Origin of the sequence: Gemmiger qucibialis, assembly GCF_027689445.1 — a bacterium.
Lineage (GTDB): Bacteria > Bacillota > Clostridia > Oscillospirales > Ruminococcaceae > Gemmiger > Gemmiger qucibialis.
Map to the genome: position 1 here is coordinate 83,595 of NZ_JAQFEN010000002.1, position 25,203 is coordinate 108,797.

The 25,203-nt window shown below is 52.2% G+C and carries 24 protein-coding genes, 1 tRNA gene and 1 pseudogene; 18 read left to right on the forward strand and 8 right to left on the reverse strand.

The features are described from left to right. The first annotated feature begins 22 nt into the window (after positions 1–22). The 6 genes from PG062_RS04300 to PG062_RS04325 all read left to right on the forward strand — a co-directional run bounded on the left by PG062_RS04300 (position 23) and on the right by PG062_RS04325 (position 6,317). Entirely contained in the window at positions 23–859 is an 837-nt protein-coding gene (locus PG062_RS04300; RefSeq protein WP_270751351.1) for a VirB6/TrbL-like conjugal transfer protein, CD1112 family, read from the forward strand. An 84-nt stretch (positions 860–943) separates the two neighbouring features. Continuing rightward, the gene (locus PG062_RS04305; protein ID WP_177692870.1) at positions 944–1,189 is read left to right on the forward strand and encodes a type II toxin-antitoxin system prevent-host-death family antitoxin; all 246 of its coding nucleotides are present in this window, start codon (positions 944–946) and stop codon (positions 1,187–1,189) included. A 3-nt stretch (positions 1,190–1,192) separates the two neighbouring features. Beyond that, a complete protein-coding gene (locus tag PG062_RS04310; RefSeq protein WP_177692869.1) occupies positions 1,193–1,537 on the forward strand; it encodes a type II toxin-antitoxin system RelE/ParE family toxin in 345 nt (114 codons plus the stop codon). A gap of 60 nt (positions 1,538–1,597) precedes the next feature. Next, on the forward strand, positions 1,598–1,978 hold the full coding sequence (locus PG062_RS04315; protein ID WP_270751651.1) for a PrgI family protein: 381 nt from the start codon (positions 1,598–1,600) through the stop codon (positions 1,976–1,978). Then, positions 1,975–4,314, forward strand: a complete 2,340-nt coding sequence (locus PG062_RS04320; protein ID WP_270751352.1) for a VirB4-like conjugal transfer ATPase, CD1110 family — start codon at positions 1,975–1,977, stop codon at positions 4,312–4,314. Before PG062_RS04315 ends, PG062_RS04320 begins: the two co-directional genes overlap by 4 nt. Positions 4,315–4,718: 404 nt before the next feature. Then, positions 4,719–6,317, forward strand: coding sequence for a peptidoglycan DD-metalloendopeptidase family protein (locus PG062_RS04325; RefSeq protein ID WP_270751353.1), 1,599 nt, complete (start codon positions 4,719–4,721; stop codon positions 6,315–6,317). A gap of 19 nt (positions 6,318–6,336) precedes the next feature. On the opposite strand, the gene PG062_RS04330 is transcribed toward PG062_RS04325, so the two are convergent. From PG062_RS04330 to PG062_RS04360, 7 genes are all read right to left on the reverse strand, one after another. Beyond that, entirely contained in the window at positions 6,337–7,167 is an 831-nt protein-coding gene (locus PG062_RS04330; RefSeq protein WP_177692867.1) for an NPCBM/NEW2 domain-containing protein, read from the reverse strand. Then, a complete protein-coding gene (locus tag PG062_RS04335; RefSeq protein WP_177692866.1) occupies positions 7,164–7,505 on the reverse strand; it encodes a winged helix-turn-helix domain-containing protein in 342 nt (113 codons plus the stop codon). Before PG062_RS04335 ends, PG062_RS04330 begins: the two co-directional genes overlap by 4 nt. Further along, positions 7,495–9,912, reverse strand: coding sequence for a hypothetical protein (locus PG062_RS04340; RefSeq protein WP_177692865.1), 2,418 nt, complete (start codon positions 9,910–9,912; stop codon positions 7,495–7,497). Before PG062_RS04340 ends, PG062_RS04335 begins: the two co-directional genes overlap by 11 nt. Then, a complete protein-coding gene (locus tag PG062_RS04345; RefSeq protein ID WP_270751354.1) occupies positions 9,909–10,649 on the reverse strand; it encodes an ATP-binding cassette domain-containing protein in 741 nt (246 codons plus the stop codon). Before PG062_RS04345 ends, PG062_RS04340 begins: the two co-directional genes overlap by 4 nt. Positions 10,650–10,693: 44 nt before the next feature. After that, positions 10,694–11,941: a hypothetical protein gene (locus PG062_RS04350; protein WP_177692863.1), complete on the reverse strand. Its 1,248-nt coding sequence runs from the start codon at positions 11,939–11,941 to the stop codon at positions 10,694–10,696. Between the two features lie 212 nt (positions 11,942–12,153). Further along, positions 12,154–12,654 (reverse strand): hypothetical protein, encoded by a 501-nt coding sequence (locus PG062_RS04355; protein WP_177692862.1) that lies wholly within the window; start codon positions 12,652–12,654, stop codon positions 12,154–12,156. 239 nt (positions 12,655–12,893) lie between these two features. Beyond that, positions 12,894–13,280 carry a helix-turn-helix domain-containing protein gene (locus PG062_RS04360; protein WP_177692861.1) on the reverse strand — a complete coding sequence of 129 codons (387 nt, stop codon included), beginning with the start codon at positions 13,278–13,280 and terminating at the stop codon, positions 12,894–12,896. 139 nt (positions 13,281–13,419) lie between these two features. Between PG062_RS04360 and PG062_RS04365 the strand changes: the two genes are divergently transcribed. From PG062_RS04365 to PG062_RS04400, 10 genes are all read left to right on the forward strand, one after another. Continuing rightward, on the forward strand, positions 13,420–14,184 hold the full coding sequence (locus PG062_RS04365) for a LytR/AlgR family response regulator transcription factor (RefSeq protein ID WP_177692860.1): 765 nt from the start codon (positions 13,420–13,422) through the stop codon (positions 14,182–14,184). Between the two features lies 1 nt (position 14,185). Continuing rightward, positions 14,186–15,529: an ATP-binding protein gene (locus PG062_RS04370; RefSeq protein WP_177692859.1), complete on the forward strand. Its 1,344-nt coding sequence runs from the start codon at positions 14,186–14,188 to the stop codon at positions 15,527–15,529. A gap of 110 nt (positions 15,530–15,639) precedes the next feature. Continuing rightward, the gene (locus PG062_RS04375) at positions 15,640–16,260 is read left to right on the forward strand and encodes an accessory gene regulator B family protein (RefSeq protein ID WP_177692858.1); all 621 of its coding nucleotides are present in this window, start codon (positions 15,640–15,642) and stop codon (positions 16,258–16,260) included. Then, complete coding sequence (locus PG062_RS04380; protein ID WP_177692857.1) at positions 16,253–16,411, forward strand: hypothetical protein; 159 nt, start codon at positions 16,253–16,255, stop codon at positions 16,409–16,411. Before PG062_RS04375 ends, PG062_RS04380 begins: the two co-directional genes overlap by 8 nt. Before the next feature lie 209 nt (positions 16,412–16,620). Further along, complete coding sequence (locus tag PG062_RS15865) at positions 16,621–16,956, forward strand: HTH domain-containing protein (protein ID WP_177692856.1); 336 nt, start codon at positions 16,621–16,623, stop codon at positions 16,954–16,956. Between the two features lie 447 nt (positions 16,957–17,403). Then, positions 17,404–19,383: an ATP-dependent DNA helicase gene (locus PG062_RS04385; RefSeq protein ID WP_270751355.1), complete on the forward strand. Its 1,980-nt coding sequence runs from the start codon at positions 17,404–17,406 to the stop codon at positions 19,381–19,383. A 1-nt stretch (position 19,384) separates the two neighbouring features. Then, positions 19,385–19,774: a recombinase family protein gene (locus PG062_RS04390; RefSeq protein ID WP_270751356.1), complete on the forward strand. Its 390-nt coding sequence runs from the start codon at positions 19,385–19,387 to the stop codon at positions 19,772–19,774. Next, on the forward strand, positions 19,767–20,201 hold the full coding sequence (locus PG062_RS04395) for a recombinase family protein (RefSeq protein WP_270751357.1): 435 nt from the start codon (positions 19,767–19,769) through the stop codon (positions 20,199–20,201). The genes PG062_RS04390 and PG062_RS04395 overlap by 8 nt, the downstream gene beginning before the upstream one ends. A gap of 44 nt (positions 20,202–20,245) precedes the next feature. Further along, entirely contained in the window at positions 20,246–20,440 is a 195-nt protein-coding gene (locus tag PG062_RS15870) for a helix-turn-helix domain-containing protein (RefSeq protein WP_367117200.1), read from the forward strand. A 67-nt stretch (positions 20,441–20,507) separates the two neighbouring features. Further along, positions 20,508–21,944, forward strand: a complete 1,437-nt coding sequence (locus PG062_RS04400) for a tyrosine-type recombinase/integrase (protein ID WP_270751358.1) — start codon at positions 20,508–20,510, stop codon at positions 21,942–21,944. Positions 21,945–22,146: 202 nt separating this feature from the next. On the opposite strand, the gene PG062_RS04405 is transcribed toward PG062_RS04400, so the two are convergent. Then, positions 22,147–22,222, reverse strand: a tRNA-Met gene (locus PG062_RS04405). Between the two features lie 274 nt (positions 22,223–22,496). On the opposite strand from PG062_RS04405, the pseudogene PG062_RS15960 reads away from it, so the two are divergent. Both PG062_RS15960 and PG062_RS15965 read left to right on the forward strand, forming a co-directional pair. Next, positions 22,497–23,174 (forward strand): annotated as a pseudogene (locus PG062_RS15960) (GTP-binding protein); the annotation flags it as partial. Positions 23,175–23,501: 327 nt separating this feature from the next. Beyond that, positions 23,502–25,172 (forward strand): NYN domain-containing protein, encoded by a 1,671-nt coding sequence (locus tag PG062_RS15965; RefSeq protein ID WP_456298750.1) that lies wholly within the window; start codon positions 23,502–23,504, stop codon positions 25,170–25,172. Positions 25,173–25,203 lie beyond the last annotated feature (31 nt).

The following is a 25,203-nucleotide window of genomic DNA, read 5'->3' on the forward strand; positions in this document are numbered from 1 at the left end:
ATCAGGAGGGAGGTGATGCACCGTGGATGACAGCTGGATCGTAAGCAACCTCAACGCTGCTCTGACCACCTGGAATGACAAGCTGGGAGAGATCTGGCAGCTTCTGACCCAGAGTCCGCAGACCTTCAAGGATGGCCAGGTATGGGCTGTGATGGTGGGGATTCACGGGGCCTTGCAGGCCATTGGCTACGGGCTGCTGGTGCTCTTCTTCGCAGCCGGTGTGGTCAAGACCTGTGGCACCTTCGTGGAGGCCAAACGCCCCGAACAGGCTCTCAAGCTCTTTATCCGCTTCGCCCTGGCCAAGGCTGCTGTGACCTATGGCCTGGATCTGATGCTGGCCATCTTCCAGATCGTGCAGGGGATGGTCTCCACGGTTATTAACCAATCTGGTGTGCTGGGAATGAGCGCCGTTACACTACCTCAGGAGTTGATCGACGCCATCAATGAGGTGGGCTTCTGGGACTCCATCCCGCTCTGGGCTGTGACGCTGATCGGCGGGCTGCTCATTACCGTACTATCCTTCGTGATGATCCTGACCGTGTATGGCCGGATGTTTTCCCTTTGGATGTATGCGGCCATTGCGCCTGTTCCGCTTTCGTCCTTTGCCGGAGAACCCACGTCCAATGTGGGCAAGAACTTCCTGCGCAGTTACGCCGGAGTCTGTCTGCAGGGCGTGGTCATCGCCCTGGCCTGCATTATCTTCTCCGCCGTGTCCTCCAGCCCGCCCGCTGTGGATACCAGCGTCTCGGTGGTGACCGCCGTCTGGACCTACGTGGGAGAACTGGCCTTCAACCTGCTGGTCTTGGTCGGCGCGGTGAAGGGGTGTGACCGGATCGTCAAGGAAATTATGGGGCTATGATTGTGAAAGATAATTCTTAAAATTGTTCGTTGAATTTGATTCAAAATTCTGCTATACTAGATGGCAGAAAGGATGGTGTTCTCCATGCCGAATATCAAACCAATCTCTGATTTGCGCAATTACAATGAAGTCTTGCGGGATGTTACGGCCGGAGAACCGGTTTTCTTGACCAAAAACGGCCGCGGTCGTTATGCCGTGGTGGATATTCAGGAGTACGAGAAAAGCCAGGCAATGGTCAAATTGCTGACCGAACTGGCCCGTGGCGTTCGATCCGGGCAGGAAGAAGGTTGGCTCGCACTGGACGATGTGGAAAAGACACTGCTGGGGTGAAATATGGCGAAGGTACAGATTTCTCCGTTGGCACAGCAGGATATGCTGAATATCCGGCAGTATATCGAAACGGAATTGGGCAATCCAGTAGCCGCCCGGCGTACTGTCGAGCGAATTCTGAAGGCAATTCGCCAGTTGGAGCAATTTCCGCTGTCCGGGACACCTTTGCAGTATAACGGAGTAGATACCGGGTATCGCTATGTGACCAGTGGTAACTATGTGACATTTTACATTGGAACACATACCACCGCACAGGTGGTACGGGTGCTGTATGGTCGACGTGATACCATCCGTATCTTGCTGGGATGTTCGTTCCAACCAGAGGAAACAGAAGAAGATATAGAGTAAACCGAAAGGGGCAGCCAGGCATGGCTGCCCCTTTTCCTATTAGAATCAGAGGTGACGCTTATCGAAATCAAAATTCCCAAAGAAGTCCGGGACTATCACGAGACCATCTTCTTCGGTCTCAACACCCGGCAGTTTATCTGCTCACTGTTGGCCCTCGGGGTGGCAGTGGGCGTTTATTTTTTGCTCCGTCCGCTGCTGGGAACAGAGGAAGTCGGCTGGGTCTGCATCTTGGCCGCCGCGCCCTTCGCGGCTTGCGGATTCTTCTCCTACCACAGTATGACCGCCGAGCAGTTGTTTTGGGCGTGGTGCAAATCCGAGCTCCTGAGCCCCAAGCGGCTGGTCTATCGTTACAACAGCTATTACTACGATGCAATCCAGGGAGGGATGCGTATGAAGAAACCAAAACAGAAGAAGCGCAGCCGTAAGGAGAGGCGCCATTGATCAAGACCCTGTCCAAAGCGCGGAAACAGGAGCGTGTAAAGTTCCTCATTCCGCGCAGCGTGCAGGACTGCATTCCCATTCGTCGCATCTGGGCGGACGGGATCTTCCAGGTGGGCCACCAGTTCTCCAAGACCTGGTCGTTCACCGACATCAACTATTCCATCGCCGGCAAGGATGATAAGACGGCGATGTTCCTGGACTACTGTGACCTGCTCAATGCACTGGCCTCCGGAGCCTCGGCCAAGATCACTCTGTACAACCGGCGGATCAACAAGGAGGAATTCGAGCGGTCTGTTCTGCTGCCTCTCAAGGAAGATGGCCTGGACAACTACCGGGAGGAATTCAACGAGATGCTGCGCGCTCAGGTCACCGAGAGCAACAATAGCATCGTCCGGGAGCGGTATCTTACCATCAGTGTCGTCAAGCGCAACATCGAGGAAGCCCGCACCTACTTTGCCCGCGTCGGTACCGATCTGACCACCAAGCTGGCGGCACTGTCCTCGGTGGCGCAGGAACTCTCGCTCAATGAGCGCCTGCGGATCTTCCGCGACTTTTTCCGTCCTGCAGACCCGCCTGCTGCCGAGTTCGATATCCACCAGAAGGCCCGGAGGGGCCAACATTTCAAAGACTGGTTGTGCCCCAGCAGCATGGAGTTCACTGCTGACCATTTCAAGATCGATGACCGCGTGGGCCGTGTGCTCTACCTCCAAGATTTCGCCAGCTACCTGAAAGACAGCTTTGTGTCGGAGCTCTGCGACCTGGATCGGGAACTGATGCTGTCCATCGATATTCTGCCCATCCCCACCGATGAGGCCGCCCGCCAGTTGCAGAACACGCTGCTGGGTGTGGAAACCAACGTGACCAACTGGCAGCGGAAGCAGAACGCCAACAACAACTGGTCGGCCATTGTACCTTATGACATGGAACTTCAGCGCAAGGAAACCAAGGAGATGCTGGATGATCTGACCACCCGCGACCAGAGGATGATGTTTGGGCTGGTCACCCTCGTCCATATGGCAGGTACCAAAGAGCAACTGGATGATGATACCGAATCGCTGCTCTCCGTTGCCCGTAAGCACCTGTGCCAGCTTTCCACGCTGCGCTGGCAGCAGCGGGACGGTCTGGACACCGTGCTGCCCTACGGACTGCAGCGCATCGAAGCACTGCGCACCCTGACCACCGAGAGCACGGCGGTACTCATTCCGTTCCACGCCCAGGAGATTATGCAGCATAAGGGGATGTACTACGGTCAGAACGCCGTCAGTAAGAACCGTATCGTGGTGGACCGTCGGCAGCTGCTCAACGGCAACAGCTTCCGCTTGGGTGTATCCGGCTCCGGCAAATCGATGAGCGCCAAAGAGGAGATCGCGCAGATCGCCCTGTCCACGGAGGATGATATCCTGATTCTTGACGTGGAATCCGAGTTCGGACATCTGGTGGAAGCCTTCGGCGGCGAGGTCATCCGCATCTCGGCTACGTCGGACACCCACATCAATGCGTTGGATATGGACCGCGCCTATGGCGATGAGCGCAATCCTATCGTGTCCAAGAGCGAGTTTGTCTTGAGCCTGTTTGAGCAGCTGATCGGCAGCGGGCTGGTCACGGCCAAAGAAAAGTCCATCCTGGGCCGCTGCACGGAACAGGTCTATATGCCTTACGTCCGCAACGGGTACAAGGGGGCGGTCCCCACGCTGAAAGACTTCTACCGTCTGCTCAAGATGCAGCCGGAACCGGAAGCACAGGGGCTGGCCCTTTCCTCGGAACTCTTCATCACCGGCACCCTGGGCACATTCGCCCAGCCTACCAACGTGGATACCAAGGCGCAGATTATCGCCTACGATATCCGGGAACTGGGCGAACAGCTGATGCCTATCGGAATGCTGGTGACACTGAATGCCATCTACAACCGTGTGATCCAGAACTGGAAGCGGGGACACCGTACCTGGATCTTCTGTGATGAGTTTTATATCCTGTTCCGGTACGAGTACAGCGCCAATTTCTTCTACAAGCTCTGGAAGCGCATCCGGAAGTACAACGGCCTGATCACCGGCATGACGCAGAATGTGGATGAACTGCTGCGTTCCGACACGGCCCGCCTGATGCTTGCCAACTCGGAGTTTTTGATCATGCTCAACCAGAGCGCCACCGACCGGGAGGAGCTGGCCAAGCTGCTGAACATCTCGGACACCCAGCTGGGATACATCACCAACGTGCCTGCGGGCTGCGGCCTGATCCGCTGCGCAGGAAATCTGGTGCCCTTTACCAACAGCTTCCCCAGGAATACGCAGCTCTACCGCCTGATGACCACCAAGCCCGATGAACAACTGAAAGGATGATATGAATGAAACAAAAAAATAAAGGGCCACCTACTTTGTCACAGTGACAGGCAAAGGGTGTGTGATTATGATTTTTTGTTGTATACACACACGAAAAAGTTTCATTTTCCAGCTTGCCCAGGCGTTAACCAAATGAATGAAAAAAACAAAAGTTTTACGGATGAGCCTCGTGAAGAATTGATCGCCCGAGGATATACACCTTGTGGGCAATGTGATCCGTAACAGGATAGACAGAAGCGGTATCTGCCCAATTAAGCAGATATCGCTTTTTTATAACCATTTCAATGGCAGGTGATTCAATGAAAGATAATAGACATAAGGAACCTAGGCAAAAACCATGGGGCCAGGCAGAAAGAATACAGACAGGATCCCGATTGCCGAAAACGATTGCACGGGAGGCTTGGGTGAAAAGCAAAGAAAACCTGATTCCAGCAAAACGCACAAATCCCGATAGCAACTACGCTTACGCACAGGAGATGGAAGAAGATAGTGTTCAACAAGTAGAAAATTGTTTGGAAGATGCTACTCTTTTAACGCTGCAAAAGGCAGGTGCCGCTTACAAAGACAGGATCGCCTGCAAAAGGGAACTGCATAAACCCCATCAGGAAGGTTCCCTGTATAGGAATACTCTGGAACCGAGAGAGAAGGAAACAGTAGTTCGAGAGCCCTCGAAAACCAATCCGCAAGGCACCTCAAAGCAAGAGCAGCAACGGTGCACTGCTCAGAAACAAATAGAGCAACAGGTCAAAAAAGTAGCTCGGGAAATACGTGGCGTTGATATAGATCAAAAACAACTCCGCACTGCAGCCAATACTGCCCGCAAGGGGAAAAAGGCAGGTCAAGTAACACAACGTACACAAAGAATGATCTACCGGGCCAAGCAAGCCGCTGGGGAAAGCGCAGAAGCAACCAAGAAAGGGATTGCTGTCATACGCTCGGCGATTCGACATTGGATGACTGCCATGCAGAGCCTTGCGGCTGCACTGATTGCTGGTGGCTGGGTATCCGTGTTTATCATCCTGCTGATGTGTTTGATAGCCTTAGTAGCTGGGTCCGCTTATGGCATCTTTTTCGCAGCAGAGTCCCCTGATGAGAATGCTATCAGTGTGCAAGAGGCCGTAGAACTGCTTACCGAAGAATATCGGGACCGGTTGGAAGAAATCGAAAACAGCGTAGAATGTGACCGCCAGAAAATCGAGTCCAACGATGGTAGCTATGCCATTGTGTGGCAGGATGTCCTGGCGGTCTTTGCTTCTCAAACGGAGGGTGATGCCAACGGTACTACTGTTGCCTATTTGAACGAGGAGAATGTAGATCGGCTGCGCACCGTTCTTTGGGATATGAACGAGCTGGATTGGCGCACCGAAAGCCAACTCCAAGAGGAGGAACAAACAAATGAGGAAGGTGAGACAGAAACCACAACCATCACCGAAACCGTTCTGATCATTGAACTGACCCACCATACACCGGAAGAAATGCGGGAAACCTATCACTTTACAGACAGGCAGAATGAATACCTGACATTGCTCTCAGGAGAAGATACCGCAATCCTTTGGGGTAAACTGCTGGGTGGTTTGATTCAGGGAAGCGATGAACTCATGGCGCCCGGTATGGATACAGTGTTTGCAGATGGGGCCCTACAATGGCCGCTGCCGGTGGCGGGTACGATCACCTCGCCACAAGGCTATCGAACCGACCCGCTTACCGGCAAAACCAGCTACCACAGCGGCACCGACATCGCCGTGCCCGAGGGTACCCCGATCCTGGCCGCTGCCGACGGCACCGTGACCGTCGCCAACGCCCTCGACAGTTGGGGTGGAAGCTATGGCTATTACGTCAAAATCGACCATGGCGGTGGACTGACTACGCTGTATGCGCATTGTTCCAGAATCTGTGTCACAGTGGGTCAGGAGGTAAAGGCAGGGCAGGTTATAGCCTATGTGGGGCATACAGGACGTGCAACGGGAGCGCATCTGCATTTTGAAATGCGCAATTATGATTGATATACCTATATAGAAGACATCATTGCAGCAAAGCCAAGTTTGTGTCGGAAACGTAGCAATAACTGTTGCCTGCAGAATTCGTGTTTACTGCTTTGATCATCAAAACTTTGCCACCGTTGACACTTACACTGATAGGACGAACATTTTCATCACGAACGATATCGTCAACTCGTCCGACCAAGACATCGTCTACATAGATTTCAATGCTCATGTTGGCGTCACGGTTCGTGTCGTCAGAGGTTACGATGTTTGCTTCAAACGTATCATACTTTCCATCCAGCTTGAATTTGGCCCAGGCTTCCTGCCAGGGATCAAATTTATAAGAAACACTGTGTGTTGTGCCATACAGGTCTTTTACAGATGATACTTGTTCACAGCGTTCGCTATCCAGCATTTCCAAATTATCCAACCGCTTCGTTTCTACTTCATCTAGGTAGCCTTGGGCAACAACTTTATCAACTTCATCCATTGAATAGGTATTCAGAAGTACTGACTTGAGGTTTTCAACCTGTGCTTTAAGGGCTTCATTTTCGCTTTGTAGTGTTTGGGCTTCACTTGTCAGCTGCGCATTTTGAGTTTTTGTCGAACTATATACACTGATTAGCTGATCGGTTGCAGCTACCATGTCACCGGTTTCGGTTAGTTCACTAGTCTTAGCATCATCCCCTAAGGTGGAAACAACATTTACAATTGTCTGTTGTGATGCGGTCTGAAGACTGTTCACCTCGTTTTTTAACGTAGCAGCCTGCTGAGCCTGAAAGATTCCAAAGATACTACCAACAATACCGATGACTGCGGAAATGATCCCGAGAATACGATTGATCTTTTCACTTTTCTCTTCTGTTTTCATGGGTTACAACGTTCTCCTTCATTTCTATTTGTGGGCAAACGGAGCTTATAGCCGACTTTAAAAACAGTTTGCAAGGAACTGCCCAGTTTGAGTTTTTTCCTAAGCTGGCAGATATGAATATCTAACGTGCGCGTTTTCAAACCCGGCGGTGCTCCCCACACCGCTAGCATAAGAGTTTTACGTGAAAGTGTTTGCCCTGGATGCTGAAGAAAATAATATAAAAGTTGATATTCCATTTCTGGTAGATGAACTTCCTCCCCGGCGGAATACACAGTATGGGTTAAAGGATCCACCATAAGCGAATTATACACGGTCCATGCCTGTGCATTATCTGTCATTCTTCAGGTTCCGTCCTCTCATCGCATAAGAATCTTGTAAACATATAGCTAGAAACCAGGAAATAAATAAAACAGCTGCCAAGAGTAGAATGACAATCCAAGAAAAGTTGTACGGCTCACCATCAGTTACGCGATAACCTTGTGTAGTCAAAAAGGCTGCTGCATGAAACAGTGGCCAAAAACCCAGCCATTCAATCCCCCCTTCCATCCCGGAGAGGCTCAGGAGTGCGGGGAGGCAATAGGCCACAGCACTGGTGAATAAGGCCGGAAGTAAGTTGCCGAACATGCGTCCCAAAGTCAAAGTCATTGTGCCCATGCACAGACAAGCCGCTACCCGGCAAAGAAACCAGAATAACATCACATCAGACAAGGTAAAGATAGCCGGAAGGCTCTCAAATTCGGAAATGCTCATGGCCGGGGCAAACATCGCAGGCAAACCGTAGTCCCGCAGTACCTGAATGAGATGTGGCAAGCAGGAAGTTGCCGCGATGCCCACTGCTACGACAGCACTAACTAGAAGTTTCGCCCGTACCGTTCGTTTACGGCCCAGCGGCGTTGTGCAGAGGATGGTCTCCATGCCGCCGCGGCGCTCCATCGAGAACAGCCCGGAAAAGCAGAGCGCACAGGCCAATCCGGCCAGCAGCGCATCTTGCACATCAGCCTGACCAGTGAAGCCGAACAGTTCCTTGTATCCGCTTTCATATACCAGCCAGGCGCCAGGGTGTTCTTTCAGATAGTAGTTGATGTTCTGGTTGATGACTTGGCTGTAGACGCTGTACTTTTGCTGCAAGGAACTGAAGGCCAGCATTGCGTCGCTGGAAAGTTCGCCGGCTGCTACCTTCTGCTGGACTTCGAGCATCGGGGCAAATTCCTCGCCCTGCTCTTCCAGCCAATCGTAGGTCTCCGGAGTAAAGGGGCCCGAGATATGTTTCATGTAGTAGGCGTAATAGATTTCATCTGGCCCGATGTAACTTTCAGCTGTTACACCCTGGTAAACGCCAAATCCAATAAAGACGGCCAGCACCACCGCCGCGCCGTTGAGAAGCAGCAGCTTTCGTGCCTCCTCCTTAATAATAGAGGTGGCACAGGTCTTGTGCCGTAACCCCAGCAGAAACCCACGCTTGGTGGCAGACAGCAGTTGCGCGCGGGCGAACACCCAGCAAAACGAAAAGGCCAGGGCTCCGCCGTAAAGAACAGCTGCTGTCCACTCAACCAGCGGTAAACCGATAGGGTCACCGAACCAATACAGATTGCGGTAGTTCCCCAACAGCTCGTTGGTTTGCAGTAGGCTGGCAAGGTTTGCGTATTTGATGGCATTCAGCCGGCTGGTAGCCGGGATTGTGGCACGGATGCCGAACATCACGAGCGGCCCAACTAGGGCGGCAGCCCATCCGGCAGTCGCTCGGCGGGCAACCAACGCCGCCAGCATGACCCAAAGCCCCATGACAAAGGCCCCAGCCCACTTGGCTAGCAGAAAGCGGAACAGATACTGCCCAACCGTGATCTGCATGGTACAGCGCATTAAGGCGGGCACACTCTGAATCGTGCGGGTCAGCGGACCCAAATCGAAGGTGGCAGCACAGTAGGCGAGATTTACGCCGTAGAGCAACACAAGCACAGCCAGCAATGAGAGGGCAAACGAGCCCAGCTTTGCCAGCGCAGTGTGCAGACGTCCAGCGGGCAGACTGCGCACCAGCGAGAGGAGCCCGCTGTCCCGTTCCTGCCGGACGAGCAGAAGCGCCAGCACCAGCATGGATGCCAACAAAATCAGATCAGTAAAAGCATAGGAGATGGCGGTATACAACCCTTTTTGCGGGTAGTAGTCGATGGCCGTTTCGCCCAAACCGGCATACACCGCTGCTGTGACCTCGATGTTTTTCAGATCGTACCCGGTCTCATCGTTTTGGAAAATCGAGATGCCTGCCAACTGTCCTGCCTTGGTTTGCACGCTTTCCAGAAAGTCGGTGTACCCGGCCACCGTGTCATACTCATTCACCAGTTGAGTGAGCAGACGGTATTCCATCGTCAGGCTATCGGTGTAGAGCGTGTAGCTCTTGTCGCGGTACATCTGTTCGTACTGGTCGAACAGGGCGGCATTTTCCTCCCGGTAATTTTGTTGAATGACGCTGTTGCCATACGCTGAATCCCGGAAGTAGTTTTCCAACCGCAGCAAGGATTCAGTTTCGTCCAATTTGCTGTGCAACAAGTCGCCCTTGGCGGCCATATCCGAACCCAAGGCAGCCAAATCAGCCCCCACGGCGCGGTAGGCCGCAGCGGGGGGCTGGTTGGAAGTGGGACGGGTACCCATCCAGAGTAATAATAGGTTAGCGGTCACCAGCACGGCAAGCAGCATCGGGAACACACGGTTGCCCCAGACCTTGCGCAGTTCGGCAGTGAGCAGGCTCATTTCCCGTCTCCCTCCCCGAATACTGCGAGGTACACATCCTCAAGTCCCTGGCCGGGGGCGTACTTGTCGATGAGGTCCGGCACCGGGGCGGCGTCTACGATTTTTCCGGCGCACAGCAAAATCACCTCCGTGGCGACGGTCTCCACATCACTGACCACATGAGTGGCTACCAGAATAATGCGGTCAGTGGCCATTTCTGCCAACAGTGTGCGCAGCCGCACCCTCTCCTTGGGGTCCAGTCCGGCGGTAGGTTCGTCCAGAATCAGCAACTTGGGGTCGCCCAGTAAGGCAGACGCCAGTAACAGCCGCTGCTTCATGCCGCCGGAGTAGGCGGACAGACGCTTGTCCAATTCAGACGAAAGATTCACTGCCGCGGCCACGCGATCCACCTCAGCCGGGACGCTTTTGCGGGGAAGCTCTTTCAGTGCCGCCATGTAGGCCAGAAAGCGCCGACCGGTATAGCTGTCATACAACCCCTGCTGCTGCGGCATATACCCGAGCACGCGGCGGAAGCGAATGCCCCTAGCGGGTTTGCCGCACCAAAGCACCTCGCCCGAATCCGCGGCTAGCGTGTCGGTGATGATGCTGATGAGCGTACTTTTGCCTGCACCGTTGGGGCCTAAAAGGCCGTAAAGCCCTGGGCCGAGGGTCAGGGATACCCCGGCCAGGGCTTGTTTAGAACGGCTTCCAATGGATTTACGAAATAAGGGTGCGGAAATCAAGTAGGATTTTTTCAAATCTCGGATTGTCAATAATGCATTTGGCATAATTTTTCCAGTTATTATTGTGTAGAGGATGCTGTGGGAGCGATGCTATTCCAATAATCCTCTTGGGACATAATTACATACTGCTTTTCGCCTGTCGCTACATAGTGACTGTTGGCAGTTGTATCTGGCAGAGTCTCTTCACCAGATATAACAAGATACTCATTGCTGGAAATGGTAGTAACTCTTTCAAATGGGGTGTCTTGGTCGCCGGAAGAGTACAGAAGAGTCCACTGTTGAGGGGTGCTGCTTCCGGTTATCATGTAATAACCGTCTTCCATGCTTGATCCACTCTGATGTGAAGCAGTTTCAATCTTGATCAAAAGGTGTGTTGAATCAGCATCAACAAGGTTTACAAAAGCTTCCTCGGGGCTGGGAACCGCGAAACCACTAAGTGATGTTTTCTCTCCAGACAACAAATCCATCAAGCAAAAAAAGCCATTGTCCTTATATGCCAGTGTTGTCCCCTGCAGCAGTGAATCCACGGATGCGTTGTCAACAGTAACAATATCCTTCCTGTCACCAGAGACAGGGTCATAGGAAGAGTAGCAACCATTGGCATTTAGCAAAATGATTGTAGATCCGGCACTGCCTTTAATCCATTCCTGATTTAAGGCACAAAGTGTGTCTTTTGTACCGGTGACGGGGTTTACACGCACTAATTCGGCCTTTAGCTGGCCATCTTCCGTTGCTGTATCGAGCTCACAGTAGATGTTTGTCCCATCCGTAACCAGAGGACGATTTATCTGCTGATTTGATTCAAATGTAAATGTGGTTTTGCGGTTAGACCCATCCAAACCCATCACCTCCAAGTGAGGCATGACGGTAGAGGATGTATCAGCAGAGGCATGTACGTTGCCGGGAAAAACAAGTACCAGATTCTGCCCAATTACGCAAGGCAAAATCCCGCCCGCAGAGTATGGCAAGTAACTTGTACAGGCTTCCGTATCATGATTGCAATTTGGCTGGTTGCACAGGTAAATTTTTTCCATGGTTGCATAATCAAGATACATGAGATTAGCGGAACCGTCATCGCGCACGGAAGAACTCACATAGTAAAAACCGTCACTTCCGCTTCCGCCGTAATTCCAGCCATCACTGCGTTGCAAGGCCGTAAGCGTAACCGAATTCTGTGTAGAATCTTCTTGCGCCACTTCTTGAGAAGAAGTGTTTCCTGTTTGTGCTGTTGTGTTGGTAGTAGGACCGGCACAGCCAAATAGCAGGGCAGGGATAAGAGCTATGACGGCAATAATTCTTCTTCGCATAAGATGACCTCGCATAAAGTGTTTTAACAGTGGAAATAGTTTATTGGCAGATTGCGTCGTATAAAGGAACTACTTGATTGAGTTGCTAGGGCCCAATTATTAATAGTAGTTACACCACCCATATATCACGATAAGCCAGCCCGAAGCTCACAATTCGGGCTGGCATCTGTCAATTCAGTGAATGGGATTTGGTAAGAAAAATGTTGGGTTACTCAGGCAAGTTCATTCCATACATGTGCAACACTGCCCCAAACAACGTTGTTGCCGCTAACGTAGGCAAAGACGTTACCGTGATTTACCAGGCGGATGGTAAACGCGCTCATATTCCCAGCGTTAGAAACGACGGAATCGTTGTTATTGCTGGAAAGGTCACGATAAACATTGCAGTTGTTATTAGAGCTGTTGATGTTGAGAGTGTAAGCATTGCCTGCACTATCCGTTTTGCTGTTGTAAACTTTTTTGCCGTTGCCGCGGTTAGCAATAGACCAAATCTGGTCGCCATCACCAGTGCGGGAGTAAACCGTCACATTGCGGCTATTATAGGGTCCTCCGCTACCTTCCATGTTCAAATAGTTATTCCCGCCGATAGATTCGTTACGAATGTGGTATCCATTGTAACCATTATCGAAATCGGCAAAGGCGGGAATAGCCAGGGCGCAGGCCATTGCCAGAGTCAGGCAAACGGTCAAAATCTTTTTGGTCAGGGTTTTCATCGCACAAATCCTCCTTCTCATGAGATTTTGTGATTTGGGGTGGTTTCGGAGCAGACTAGTCATCACCCGCGCGCCAGTGATGACCATTACAAGTCGTGGTCAGTTCCCGGGTTCGCTGACCCTTTCCTATGGCTATACGATACCACACCGTGCACGAGTTCGCCACTAATCGTGCCTAACTGCAAGAAAGCGTCGCTAAATGCAAAATCGGATGCAAATCTTCGCATCCGATCAGGTTCCTATTTCATGAATTGTGAGATCAATCTAAATAGAACATCTTGTTCTTCCGATGTAGGGGTTGGGGACGGAGAAACACTTGAGTGGTTGTGCTGGCGCAGCAAAGCCGCCAACTCTGTCAACAGCTTGATTTGCTCCTCGCTTAAATCCTGAAGTGTCAATGTCTTAGACTTTGATCCCATTGCAAGGTAGTCTAGCGAGACATCGAATATGTCTGCCAAGGCCGCAGCCGTTTCCAAGTTGGGATAGGTTCGGCCTGCTTCATATTTTCCCAGCGCAGATTGTCCAATCGACACATTCTTTTGCGCAAGGCGGTCTTCCACCATGCCCATTGTATAGTTCTTATCGTGTCGTAACTGCCGAAGCCGCTCACCGAATGCAAACAGCATGCAAATGTCTCCCCTCCCGCTTATATACATCTATATTACAAGTTGACAGCAGACAAAAAGACGTATAAAATGATTTGAATCTATTCATTTGTCCGATTTACTTGGAGACGTCTTGACAGAAAAAGGAGGGTCAGCTATTGTGATAAAAAAACGAGTAGACGCGGATCAATATCCGCAGGAAGGGATATCCATGTTACATATCCTGATTTGTGACGATGAGCCGGAATTTGCATCGCTGTTAAAAGCGAAGATAACAGGGTTGCCCACCTACTCACGGCGGCGAATGAGCATCGAATGCGTTACGGACCCACGGAGCATCACGGTGCAGATGGCGCGCGATATGGACCTGATTTTCCTCGACATTGATATGGGAAGCGTAAACGGAATCCAGTTGGCTGCCAAGTTTCGCGAAGTACGCAAAGACAGTATTCTGATTTTTGTCACCAATTATGGCGAGTATGCGGCGGAAGGATACGAAGTGAACGCTTTCCGTTTTCTGCCGAAGCTGCGCCTGGACGAAAAGCTGCCGGACTATTTTGAAAAGGCAGTGGCTGCATGCCAGGCACACGCGAGAACGCTGAATCTGATCTGTGATGGCGAAGAAACCTCTTTAGCCATTGATACGATCATTTATGTGGAAACAAAGTCTGGCCTACTGATTTTTCACATGGATGAAACAGACCGGCCGGAACGAAAAAGCAGAATGACAATGAGAAAATTGGAAGAAATGCTGGCCAATGAAGGATTCTTGCGTATCCACAGCAGCTATTTGGTAAATATGGCGTACATTGAGCGTTTGCTGTCTAGCGGTGTTACTCTACTTGACGGGAAGTTCCTGATGGTCAGCCAGCACAATTACCCCGAGATTAAGAAAAAATATCTGGAATGGAAGGGGCTCGGATGAAATGGGTTACGCTTTGAGCGTTATATTGACGAGCCTACAGGTATGGGCATTTTCGCTGCTATTCGACGTGTTTTTTGAGCGGCGGTACACCGGAAAGAAGTTTTATGCTTTGCTGGCCCTTTGGATGGCGGTTATAATTGTGGAAGCCAACATCCTCCAAAACCGCATCGGCGCTCTGTTGTTTTTATGTGAGATTGCTGCCTTTTATTTGATGAATGTAACGCTGTACAAGGGTTCCTGGGACCGGCGAATCTTTGTGACAGTCACACAGTATGCAGGCGCTTTTTCAATTTCTTACCTCACACAGCTGCTGTTTGCATTTGTTATGTCCATTTCATGGGAAGAACTGGTGAACCAAAGAGCTTTGTACACTGGCGTGCTGTTCATAACCCTCATTGAGTTTTTCAGCCTTCCTCTCATCCTTCGCCGCTTCCATTCACCGCTTACGGAACGCGCCAAGCCGCATGCCTGGGTAACACTTGGCGTATTTTTCCCGGGATGCACGCTTTTTATCCTTTTCATGAGTAAAGTCGGAGACCCGACCAATACTGCCTGGCTTGTTTGTCTCGCTGCCATGTGCATCGTTGATATTTCGCTGTTGTTCCTGTTGGATCAGTTAGAAAGCGGGATTCAGTCGAGGGAGATGTTGGCCGTCACTCGGCAGCGCGCCGAAACCCAAGCGTCGAACATCAAGGCACTAACAGACTCTTACTCAGCCCAGCGCCGTCTGACCCATGATTTTCGCAAATATCTTTTTACACTGTCCAATATGCTTGCGCTGGGTAAAGTAGAAGATGCGAGCAAATACTTGGAACAATTGAAAGTTCAACAAACCGAGCGAATCTTGCTCGTCAATTCTCATCATCCGACGATCGACGCTATCCTCAACCAAGCAGGTTATGAAGCGCAGTCAAACGACATCGATATTCAGTTTGTTTTGAACGATCTATCAAAGGTGGGTATCCCTGTGGTGGATCTTACCGTTGTTATGAGCAATCTGTTGGATAACGCGATAGAAGGCTGTCAGAGACTTCCGGCAGATCAAAAGCGCCGGATTCTGGTCAAAGCAATCTACACGGAGGCGCAGCCAAATTCACTGTTCTTCTCAGTAATGAATTCAAGCTTGCCGCTTACGATCGTAGGTGATCATCTCCCAAGTACTAAGCATCCGCCTGAATTACATGGCTACGGTCTGTCGAATGTTCTATCCATCCTGAAATCGTATAATGCCGAATATGTGATGACCTGCGAGGATAGACATTTTTTGTTTGCCGTTGAATGGCCGGATGTCGCACTTGAAAATGATGAAAACCGCAAGATGCCGGTAGCTCTTCAGAATCCCTAAAAGTTTGCAGTTACAGAGCAAATCTTGCACTTAGCGCAACTTTTTGGGCATTTTTACTCGGATAATGATATACTCTACATAACATAAAGAGCAAGGCAGGTGGGCGGCAGATGGAGCAGGTGGTCAAACACATGACCCATTGGTTACTGAAAAAGCATTTAATCGTACCGGAACAGTCGGAATGGTGCCATTATATGCTGATGCAATCTACGATGAGCATTCTTTCGCTTTGCCTGTTACTCCCGGTAAGCGCCGCCATTGTTGGTGTATGGGGGTCTGTGTTTTATACAGCAACTTTCCGTATCTTGCGTCAACGCACAGGCGGTTATCATGCTCGTACACCGCATGGATGCCTTTTGGTTTCATTCGTGTTGCAGGTTCTGTTTTCGTTACTTGCAGCAGCAACAAAAGATCTCTACGTTTTGACAACGGTTATTCTTTTGTCCGAAGTAGCAATTTTTCTGTTGGGACCAGCAAACCATCCCGAGTTGCATTTAAGCGCCAAAGAATTGAAAGCGGTAAAACCCAGAATGTATGTGCGTCAAGCCACTATGTTTTTGGCTTATGTTGTAGCGCTACTGGCGCATCAGGGGATGGTTGCCAGCTGCATTGCGATGGCCACCTTTGCGGTAGCAGTGCTTTTGGCGGTTGCGCATGTTGATGACGGTGAGATACACCGTTTCAAAAAAGAACACGTCAACCAAAAGGAGGTTATCCAAAACCATGAATGAGAAGGAATCCATGATGCACAAAGCAACCCGGAAGGCCCTTGATGTTATGATCCGCCGTACCTATGACGGCTGGCCGCCGTTTTCGCCTTGCGGTGTTTATCAGCCTCATCGCCCCGAAAAGCCCCTGCCCAAACCGCAGGAAAAGAAGTAAACAGTGACCGCAAGGTCCCCCCCCCCATCGCGCCCGTCGCATCCCGTATGCGGCGGGCGCATTTTTATTTTATGGTCTTTGCGTACTACGACCATACATGCAGATGGAAAAGCAATGTACACAAAAAATTAACATTTTAATGTAAAGGGTTATTTGACATATAGCTGATACGATGGTTTCAGAACCAAAAATCAAGGTGGTGAAGGGAGGTGGACGCGAACTGGCGAAGAGATGCGATTGTTGAGCTCCTTCGCCAGAAAGGAAAGGTGAAAGCTCGAGAACTAGCCAAGCGTTTTCATGTGACACGTCAAACAATCTGCCAAGACATAACTGTCTTATCGCTTCACTGCGATATTTACACAGAACGCGGTCAGAATGGTGGAATCTACCTTTTAGAAAAAAGAGGCCCATTCGTAAATCGCTTAGTTCATCTCAGATTCAAGTACTTGAACAACTTTTGCCTTCTTTATCAGAGGAAAAGCGTCTTATCATTCAGTCCATTCTTCATGATTTTGGCTCCTAATAGGCAACGTGCCTTACCTTGACAACTGAATACCCAGCACGGAGGCACGTTCCTAGTGCAGGAAGCGTAATCAGAGAAGCGCCATGACGTAAAATCAACACCCAGCAAGATGGGCGAGATTGTACCGAGCGATCCATTCTACTGAAAAAGCAGCGGCAACTGCTTCGCCATGATCTGCAAGGGAGATAATGATACGCCTGTTGCCCCGCACATCAGACGGGGTGGCCGACCTTGGGTTGAAATCCTTAGACCCCTGGAACACCAGTGAAAGCTGCGAAAGTGGCTTGCCGAACGAAAGTGAACCGTGTTCCCCAATGCCAGGGGGCGAGCAGCAAATATGGCATTTCTGTATGTTATTCTTTTTTTCTGAACATCAACAGCTCCATGTGTTGATGTCGAACCCGTGCGGCGCAGTGCAAGCCACTGCGCCGTATTATTTTGCCATCAACTCAAACGAGGAGATGATTCTATGACAAATCCGGAAACCGGTTATGAAAAAGCTCATCGTCAGGTTGAGCAGATCTTCCGCCAATTTTTCCCAGCCAGGGGGATGGTTACACGCGAAGGGCAGATCCGTCTGTGCCACATGATGCTGGACGCCCTGTTTGGCCTGGATGTGGCCCTGTGTGATGCCGGTGTGGGGCTGGGAAAGACCTATGCCTACCTGGTTGCCTGCATGCTGTGGCAGCTGCAAAGGCCACGACAGATGCAACGTCCGGTGGTGATTTCTACTGCTAGTGTCGCCCTTCAAAGCGCTATTCTCACAGAGTACATACCGTTTTTATCAAACGTTTTAATACAAAATGGATACATTCAGAAGCCTATTTGTGCTGTGCTGAGAAAAGGAAAAGAACGTTTCGCTTGTGATCGGCGGCTTTTGATTCGACAAAAGCAGATCGGCATTCGTGGCGAACGGTTCCGCAGGCGTGCAGCTGCCTTGCGCGCTGCCAACCAATGCCTGGACCTGGATCTTTTGCCGGGAATATCTCGTCATGATCGCCGTCTGATCTGTGTTCCGGAGCGTTGCAGCCGCAGTTGCATCTTGCACTCCGATTGCCGGTATCGACAGTATTTGAAAGATTCCAACGGTGCATCGGTTACCATTCAGGTCTGCAATCACAATTACCTGCTGGCAGACGCAGCCCACCGGCAAAACGGGTGGAAGCCCCTGCTGAAAGACTACCAGGCACTGGTCATCGATGAGGCACACAAACTGCCGGAAACAGTTCGCCAAATGAACACCCGGCGGATTCGTTCGTCAGACTTGCTTCATTTTGAAAGAATCCTGACCACCAGCCACTGCACATTGGGAGCCCAGAAGCTCCGTGGTGTAAGGATGGCGTTCCTGACAGCATTTGCGCCTGCAGAGAACGAATCGGAAAGGGAAAAATTGTTCTGCTTGACAGCTGAGCAATCCGCCGCCTTGCAGCATTTGGACAAAGCTATTCAGGAAATTTTCAGGCTGGAGAATAAGGAAGTACCGCCCGTTTTGCGCAACAAACTGAGTGATGTTCACGAACTCATTCCGCTCTTCCTTCGCAGCGATACCACTTTTGTTCGCTATGTGGAATACCATCAGGAAAATGGGGCTCTGGCCATTGATCTGTGTGCAGTGCCTTTTGATCTGCCCCAGTGCGTGTATGATGCGCTCTGGAGGGAGCAGAAACCAGCCATCCTTACATCAGGGACCCTGGCGGTGGGAGAGGATTTCACGCATACGGAACAGCAATTCGGGCTGGATCGAGGAACATCATTGCGCACGCTTCGCATCCCATCCCCCTTCCACTACGAAAACAACTGTTTGCTTTGTTTTCCAGCAACACACAGAAAGAAGGCCCCTTACAAACAGAATACGGACCGCGTGGCCCGTCAGATCCAGGAGCTGATCAACACCGACAACGGACACACGTTGGTGCTGTTCACATCCTACGATCAGATGGGCCGTGTCTATGAAAAACTGAAAGATAAGTTCCCGGTGCCTGTGCTGCAGGCACAACGCAACCCACAGATCTATCTGGAACGCTTCAAACAACTTCCCAACGCCGTCCTGTTCGCCAGTGGAGCGTGCTGGGAAGGTGTGGATTTCCCCGGAGATATGGTCTCCTTGCTCATCATTGTGAAGCTGCCATTTCAGGTACCCGACCCGCTGGGAGAAGCCATGCGGAAGCAGTACAGCAATCTGCACAGTTATATCCAGGCTGAAGTCGTGCCTGAAATGCAGATCAAACTGCGGCAGGGCTTTGGCCGTGCCATCCGAACTGAAACCGACAGCTGCGTGGTTGCTATTCTCGACCCCCGTGCAGCACCAGGAAAGCGATATCATCAGGTGGTGTTGGAAGCATTGCCCGATATGCCGATTGCGGAAACGATTGAGGATATACACAGCTTCTTCCGGATACATAAAGGTCCGGATTACTTTTTGCCCCAAAACGATACGGAGGACAACTGATATGAAAGCGATTTGTTTTATGCAGGAAGTCAAGGAAGGCGATCTGACCATCCGTGAACAGATGCTGGTGTGCCGTAGAGCGCTGCGCAAACTTCGGTGGCCGTGCGTGCTGGAACTGTTTGCGCAGGCCGGCACAGAGGAACAGCCTTTGTCCCTCAGACCGGGCATGGTGGAGCTGCTGCATGCCGCCGCCAACGGAGAAGCGGACGTCTTGGTCGTTGTAGATGCAGCACATCTGTACTGTGGGCGTCCGGAGTTGGAAGGTTTGCTGGCATCGCTTTTGCACTATGGTATCCATACCTTCGGGGCAAAGGATGGAAACTGGATCGAGCCCGGCGGACGTCGCTGGATGGTCCTCCCCGGATATGATGAGGAGGTCTGGAATGGTTGAAGATAAGGAAAAGCATCTTTTCTTTCCACGGGTGTGGCTGTATGCGCGAACCAGCACAAAAGACCATGATGCAGTAGATTGGCAGCTGAGTGAATTAGCTGACTGGGCAGCACAGGAGGGGTACAGGGGTGTGGGCAGGAGCTATGACTTCGCTTCGCCAAAGGTAATATGGTGTTCTGGTTTATCGGCCATGTTGCATGTAGTGCGACGAGGAGAGGTCGATGCGGTGGCCGTAACTTGGATCTCGAGCTTGGGGCGCACAAGGAAAAAACTGATCAAGATCTTGGCAACTTTGCAAAAGCACAATGTGGCTTTGATTACAACAGAAGAAAATCTGCGGTATCAGCTCTACCTGTATGGTCTGGATACAGTGCTGGTCAAGCATACCATGAGAAAGGCGGATGAACGGTCTTGCCCGACAGCATAAATTTAAAGACGCGCTATTACTCGATTACAGAATTGCCCGTAGTTATGAAAGTGTCGGATTTACAAGCCTTGTTCGGAATTTCACGGAGTGCATCATATCGGTTACTGCATACACCCGGATTCCCCGTGATTCGTGTAGGGGGCATGCTGCGAATCCCCAGGGACAGACTTTTTGATTGGATGGAACTGCAGTCCCTAGAAAATACCCCAAACCAGAACCCGAAGATTGTTGGTATTTGATATAGCTTTCTGCTCGGCTTTCGAGTATTGTTTGTGTTGCAAAAAAAATAAGAAGGAACGTTGAAAAATGGAAGGCAAAACGAAAAAGCCGATGCATCGCGGTCACAATGAAGGCAATATTCGCCAACGTACGGACGGGCGATGGGAGGTACGCCTATCGGCCGGCATCGACTATAAAACCGGCAAACCAAAGCGGACTTCTACCTGCTGCAACACGAAACAAGAGGCTATTGCGATCCTTCAGGAGCAGGCGCATGATATCCGTGTGAATGGTTGGCGCGACCCGATGTCTGTGACCCTGGGAGAGTGGTACGAATATTGGCTGGTCACATATATGAAAGACAAGGTCAAACAGTCCACTTACATGAGTTATCGCGGGTACGGGAATAAACATTTTTGTGTGTTGTACAAAATACGCCTGAAAAAACTGGAAGGCCGCATCCTGCAGGAGTTCTACAATTACAAATATCGGGAAGAGGGACTGTCGGCTAAAACGCTTCGCAACTACCACATGGCGCTGCACAAATGTCTGCAGCAAGCAGTAAAGGAACGGCTGATCGTAACCAATCCCTGTGATGCGGTTACCTTGCCATCGGGAGAAAAGCCGGAAATAGCGGCTCTCACCAATGAACAACAGCGTGCACTGGTGCAGATCAGCTATCGCCACCGTTATGGTGTGTTCGTACGGCTGGATCTTAGCACGGGACTTCGGATGGGCGAACTGCTGGCGCTCAGATGGGAAGATATCGACCTGGTCGGCGCCCAACTGACAGTAAAGCGCACGATCAACCGGTTGGCACGTTATGAGCAGGACGAGGGGAAGCACTCAACCGAGATTGTGTTTGACACCCCCAAAACCCAAAATGCCCGCCGGACGATTCCTTTGACCCGAAGCGTCATCGAGGATCTCAAAAGGTGGCGCAGCATTCAGCTGGCCGATCAAAACGCGGCCGGCGCAGCATACCAGGACACGGGCTTTGTGGTTACCAATGAACTAGGCATGTATTTTGAGCAACGCACATTCAAAGACTATTACAACCGGATGCTGCAGGATGCAGGTATAGGTCACTTTACGTTCCATGCGTTGCGTCATACCTTTGCAACCAGAGCCCTGGAAAGGGGAATGGACTACAAAACCCTGTCCGCCATCCTGGGGCATTACTCCGTATCATTCACGATGGATACTTATGTGCACAGCATGGATGAGCACAAGCGAAACGAGATGGATAAAATGGATGACCTGTTCGGGATAAGCCTGGAGATCTCGGTAGAGCAACAGCCTTACCCGGTGCTGTTCACCGTCACAGAAGAGGGATGCAAAGCCTTTGCGCCGGACTTCCCGAAAATACAGATTCAAGCCGGCACAATGGAAACAGCCCTGATGGAAGCGAAAAAGCAAATCCAAAAGGCGCTGAGCCAGTTCAAATACCCGCCGATCCCCACCCGGCAGGAAGACATCGTGGTGCCGGAGAACAGCGTGCTGATTCTCCTGAAGACAGCCTGAACAAACAGAAACAGCCCTGGCCAGATGGCCGGGGCTGTTGTCCGTTATATTGTCCGTTACGATTTTCCACCAAATAGAAATGAACGGTGGAAAAGAAAAAATCGTTTTGGGGTCATTTTGGGGTCAAAATCTAAGATTTTTAAGACTGTATTCCAAAACAAAAGAAAAGAACGGTAAAACTTGACGTCTTACCGTTCTTTGTTGGTTGCGGGGACAGGACTTGAACCTGCGACCTCCGGGTTATGAGCCCGACGAGCTACCATCTGCTCTACCCCGCGATATTTAGTTGCTCTCTCTTGAGTGCCTAAATAGTATAGCATCCACATCCCGCAATGTCAATACCCTTTATAAAATATTTTTTGCATCCTGCCCCAAAAACAAAAGCCCGCGCAAATTAGTGGTTGAATCCCCTAGTTAAAACGGGTACTATTATAATAGAAAAGGATCGCCAAAATCCGGCAGATATCCCTTGCCCGGCGGGCGGCGGTGCAAAAAATAAACGGTGCCCCTGGCGCAGCAGCCGGGAACGCTGTGAATGAGGTTAGGAAAGTTATGAAACGTCTGGTCGTTGGGGTTCTGGCACACGTGGACAGCGGAAAAACCACTCTTTCGGAAGCACTGCTCTACCGTGCGGGCAGTATCCGCAAGCTGGGGCGCGTAGACCACCGGGATGCATTTTTGGACACCGATGCGCTGGAAAAAGCCCGCGGCATTACCATTTTTGCCAAACAGGCCGTGCTTACCCTGCCGGCCGGAACGGTGACGGGCACCCCGCTGAAAGAGACCCAGATCACCCTGCTGGATACCCCCGGCCACGTGGACTTTTCGGCGGAGGCCGAGCGCACGCTGCAGGTGCTGGATTATGCGGTGCTGGTCATTTCCGGCACGGACGGCATCCAAAGCCACACGATGACATTGTGGCGGCTGTTGGAGCGCTACCATGTGCCAACCTTTATCTATGTCAACAAAATGGATCTGCCCGGTGCGGACAAAGCCCTGCGCCTGCGGGAGCTGCGGGGCCGCTTTGGGGATGGCTGTGTGGACTTTACCCCCACCGTTCCGGCGGAAGAACGCGCCGAAGCCCTTGGCGTGTGCAGTGAACCGCTGATGGAAGCCGTGTTGGCAACAGGAACGGTGCCGCAGGCGGATCTCATCACGGCAATCACGCGGCGGCAGGTGTTCCCCTGCTATTTTGGCGCGGCTCTGCGGCTGGATGGCATTGACGACCTGCTCAATGGTCTGCAGCGGGATACCCGCATGCCGCCAGATGGCGGCAGCTTTGGCGCGCGCATCTTCAAGATCGGGGCAGACGAATCCGGCGCGCGCATGACCTACCTGAAAGTGACGGACGGCGTGCTGAAAGTCAAATCCAACCTGGTATCCCGCCCAGATGCCCGTGTGGAGTTTGAAGAAAAGGCCGACCAGCTGCGGGTCTACTCCGGCAGCAAATACCGCCTGGTCAGCGAAGCCCCGGCGGGCACCGTCTGCGCGGTGCTGGGCCCCACAAAAACCTATCCCGGACAGGGCCTTGGCGTACAGCCGGATGCCCGCCAGCCGATGCTGGAACCGGTGCTGAACTACCGGGTGGAGCTGCCGGAAGGAGCTGCCCCCCACAATGCCCTTCTGGCTCTGCGCACCCTGGAGGACGAGGATCCACAGCTGCATGTGGTGTGGAACGCCGCTCTGGGCGAGATCCACCTGCAGCTGATGGGTGAAATTCAACTGGAAATTTTGCAGAGCGTGCTGCAAAGCCGCTTTGGATTGGAAGTGGCCTTCGGCGAGGGCGGCATTCTATACAAAGAGACCATCTCTGCCCCGGTGGAGGGCGTGGGACATTATGAACCGCTGCGCCATTATGCGGAGGTTCATCTGCTGCTGGAACCCGGCGAGCCGGGCAGCGGCCTGCAGTTTGCCAGCATTTGCCGCACCGATGCGCTGGACCTGAACTGGCAGCGGTTGATTTTGACCCACCTGGCGGAGCGCAGCCACCCCGGCGTGCTGGCCGGTGCGCCGCTGACCGATGTGAAAATCACCCTGACGGCAGGCCGTGCCCACATCAAGCACACCGAGGGCGGGGACTTTCGCCAGGCAACTTACCGCGCCGTGCGGCAGGGGCTGCGCACCGCGGCGGCCCGGGGGCAGGCGGTCTTGCTGGAACCCTGGTATGACTTCCGGCTGGAAGTCCCGCAGGACTGTGTTGGCCGCGCCATGGCCGATCTGCAGCGCCGCTGCGCGGAATTCAGCACGCCGGAAAACGAGGATGGCCTGGCCGTCATTACCGGCAAAGCCCCGGTTGCCGAAATGCGGGGCTGTGCGCGGGAAGTGACCGCCTACACCCGCGGTGCGGGCCGCCTGAGCTGTATGCCCCGCGGCTATGCGCCCTGCCACAACACCGAAGCCGTGCTGGAAGCCATTGGCTACCAGCCGGATGCCGATACTGAAAACCCGGCGGATTCCGTATTTTGCAGCCACGGCGCGGGCTACCTTGTCAAATGGGACGAAGTTCCCGCCCACGCCCATGTGGCCAGCGGCCTGGGGCGCAACGCGCCCGGTGCCCAGCAGGCGAAACAGGAAGAAGCGGATGCCTCCGATGAAGCCTCCGATGCCCGCCGCCGTGCTGCCGCTTACTGCGGCACACTGGAGCAGGACAAAGAGCTGCTGGCGATTTTTGAGCGCACCTATGGGCCGATCAAGCGCCGGGGGGAAGCCGCAGGTCAGCATGACCAGCTTGCCGCGCGCAAAGCCTTCCGCAGTGTGGGGCCAAGCCAGAACCGTACCCCCGCTGCACCGCCGCCCAGCGGGCCGGAGTACCTGCTGGTAGACGGCTACAACGTGATTTTTGCGTGGGATGAATTAAAGAAGATCGCGGCGGAAAACCTGGATGCCGCCCGCCGCCGGTTGATGGACATTCTGTGCAACTATGCGGGCTACCGCAAGTGTGTGCCCATCCTGGTGTTTGACGCCTACCGCGTCAAGGGCGCCGGGCGGGAACAAGAAACCTGGCACAACCTGCACGTGATTTATACCCGCGAAGCCGAAACCGCCGATATGTTCATCGAGCGCACCACCCATGAGCTGGCCAAAAACCACCGCGTGCGGGTGGTCAGCTCCGATGGTGCGGAACAGATCATTATTCTGGGCAACGGTGCGCTACGGGTATCCGCCCGCGCATTTGAGCGCGAGGTGCGTGCCGTGGAAGCCGAGATCCGCGAATTTTTGGACCAGTAAGGGAATACTGCATCCATCCAAGCGCCGATAC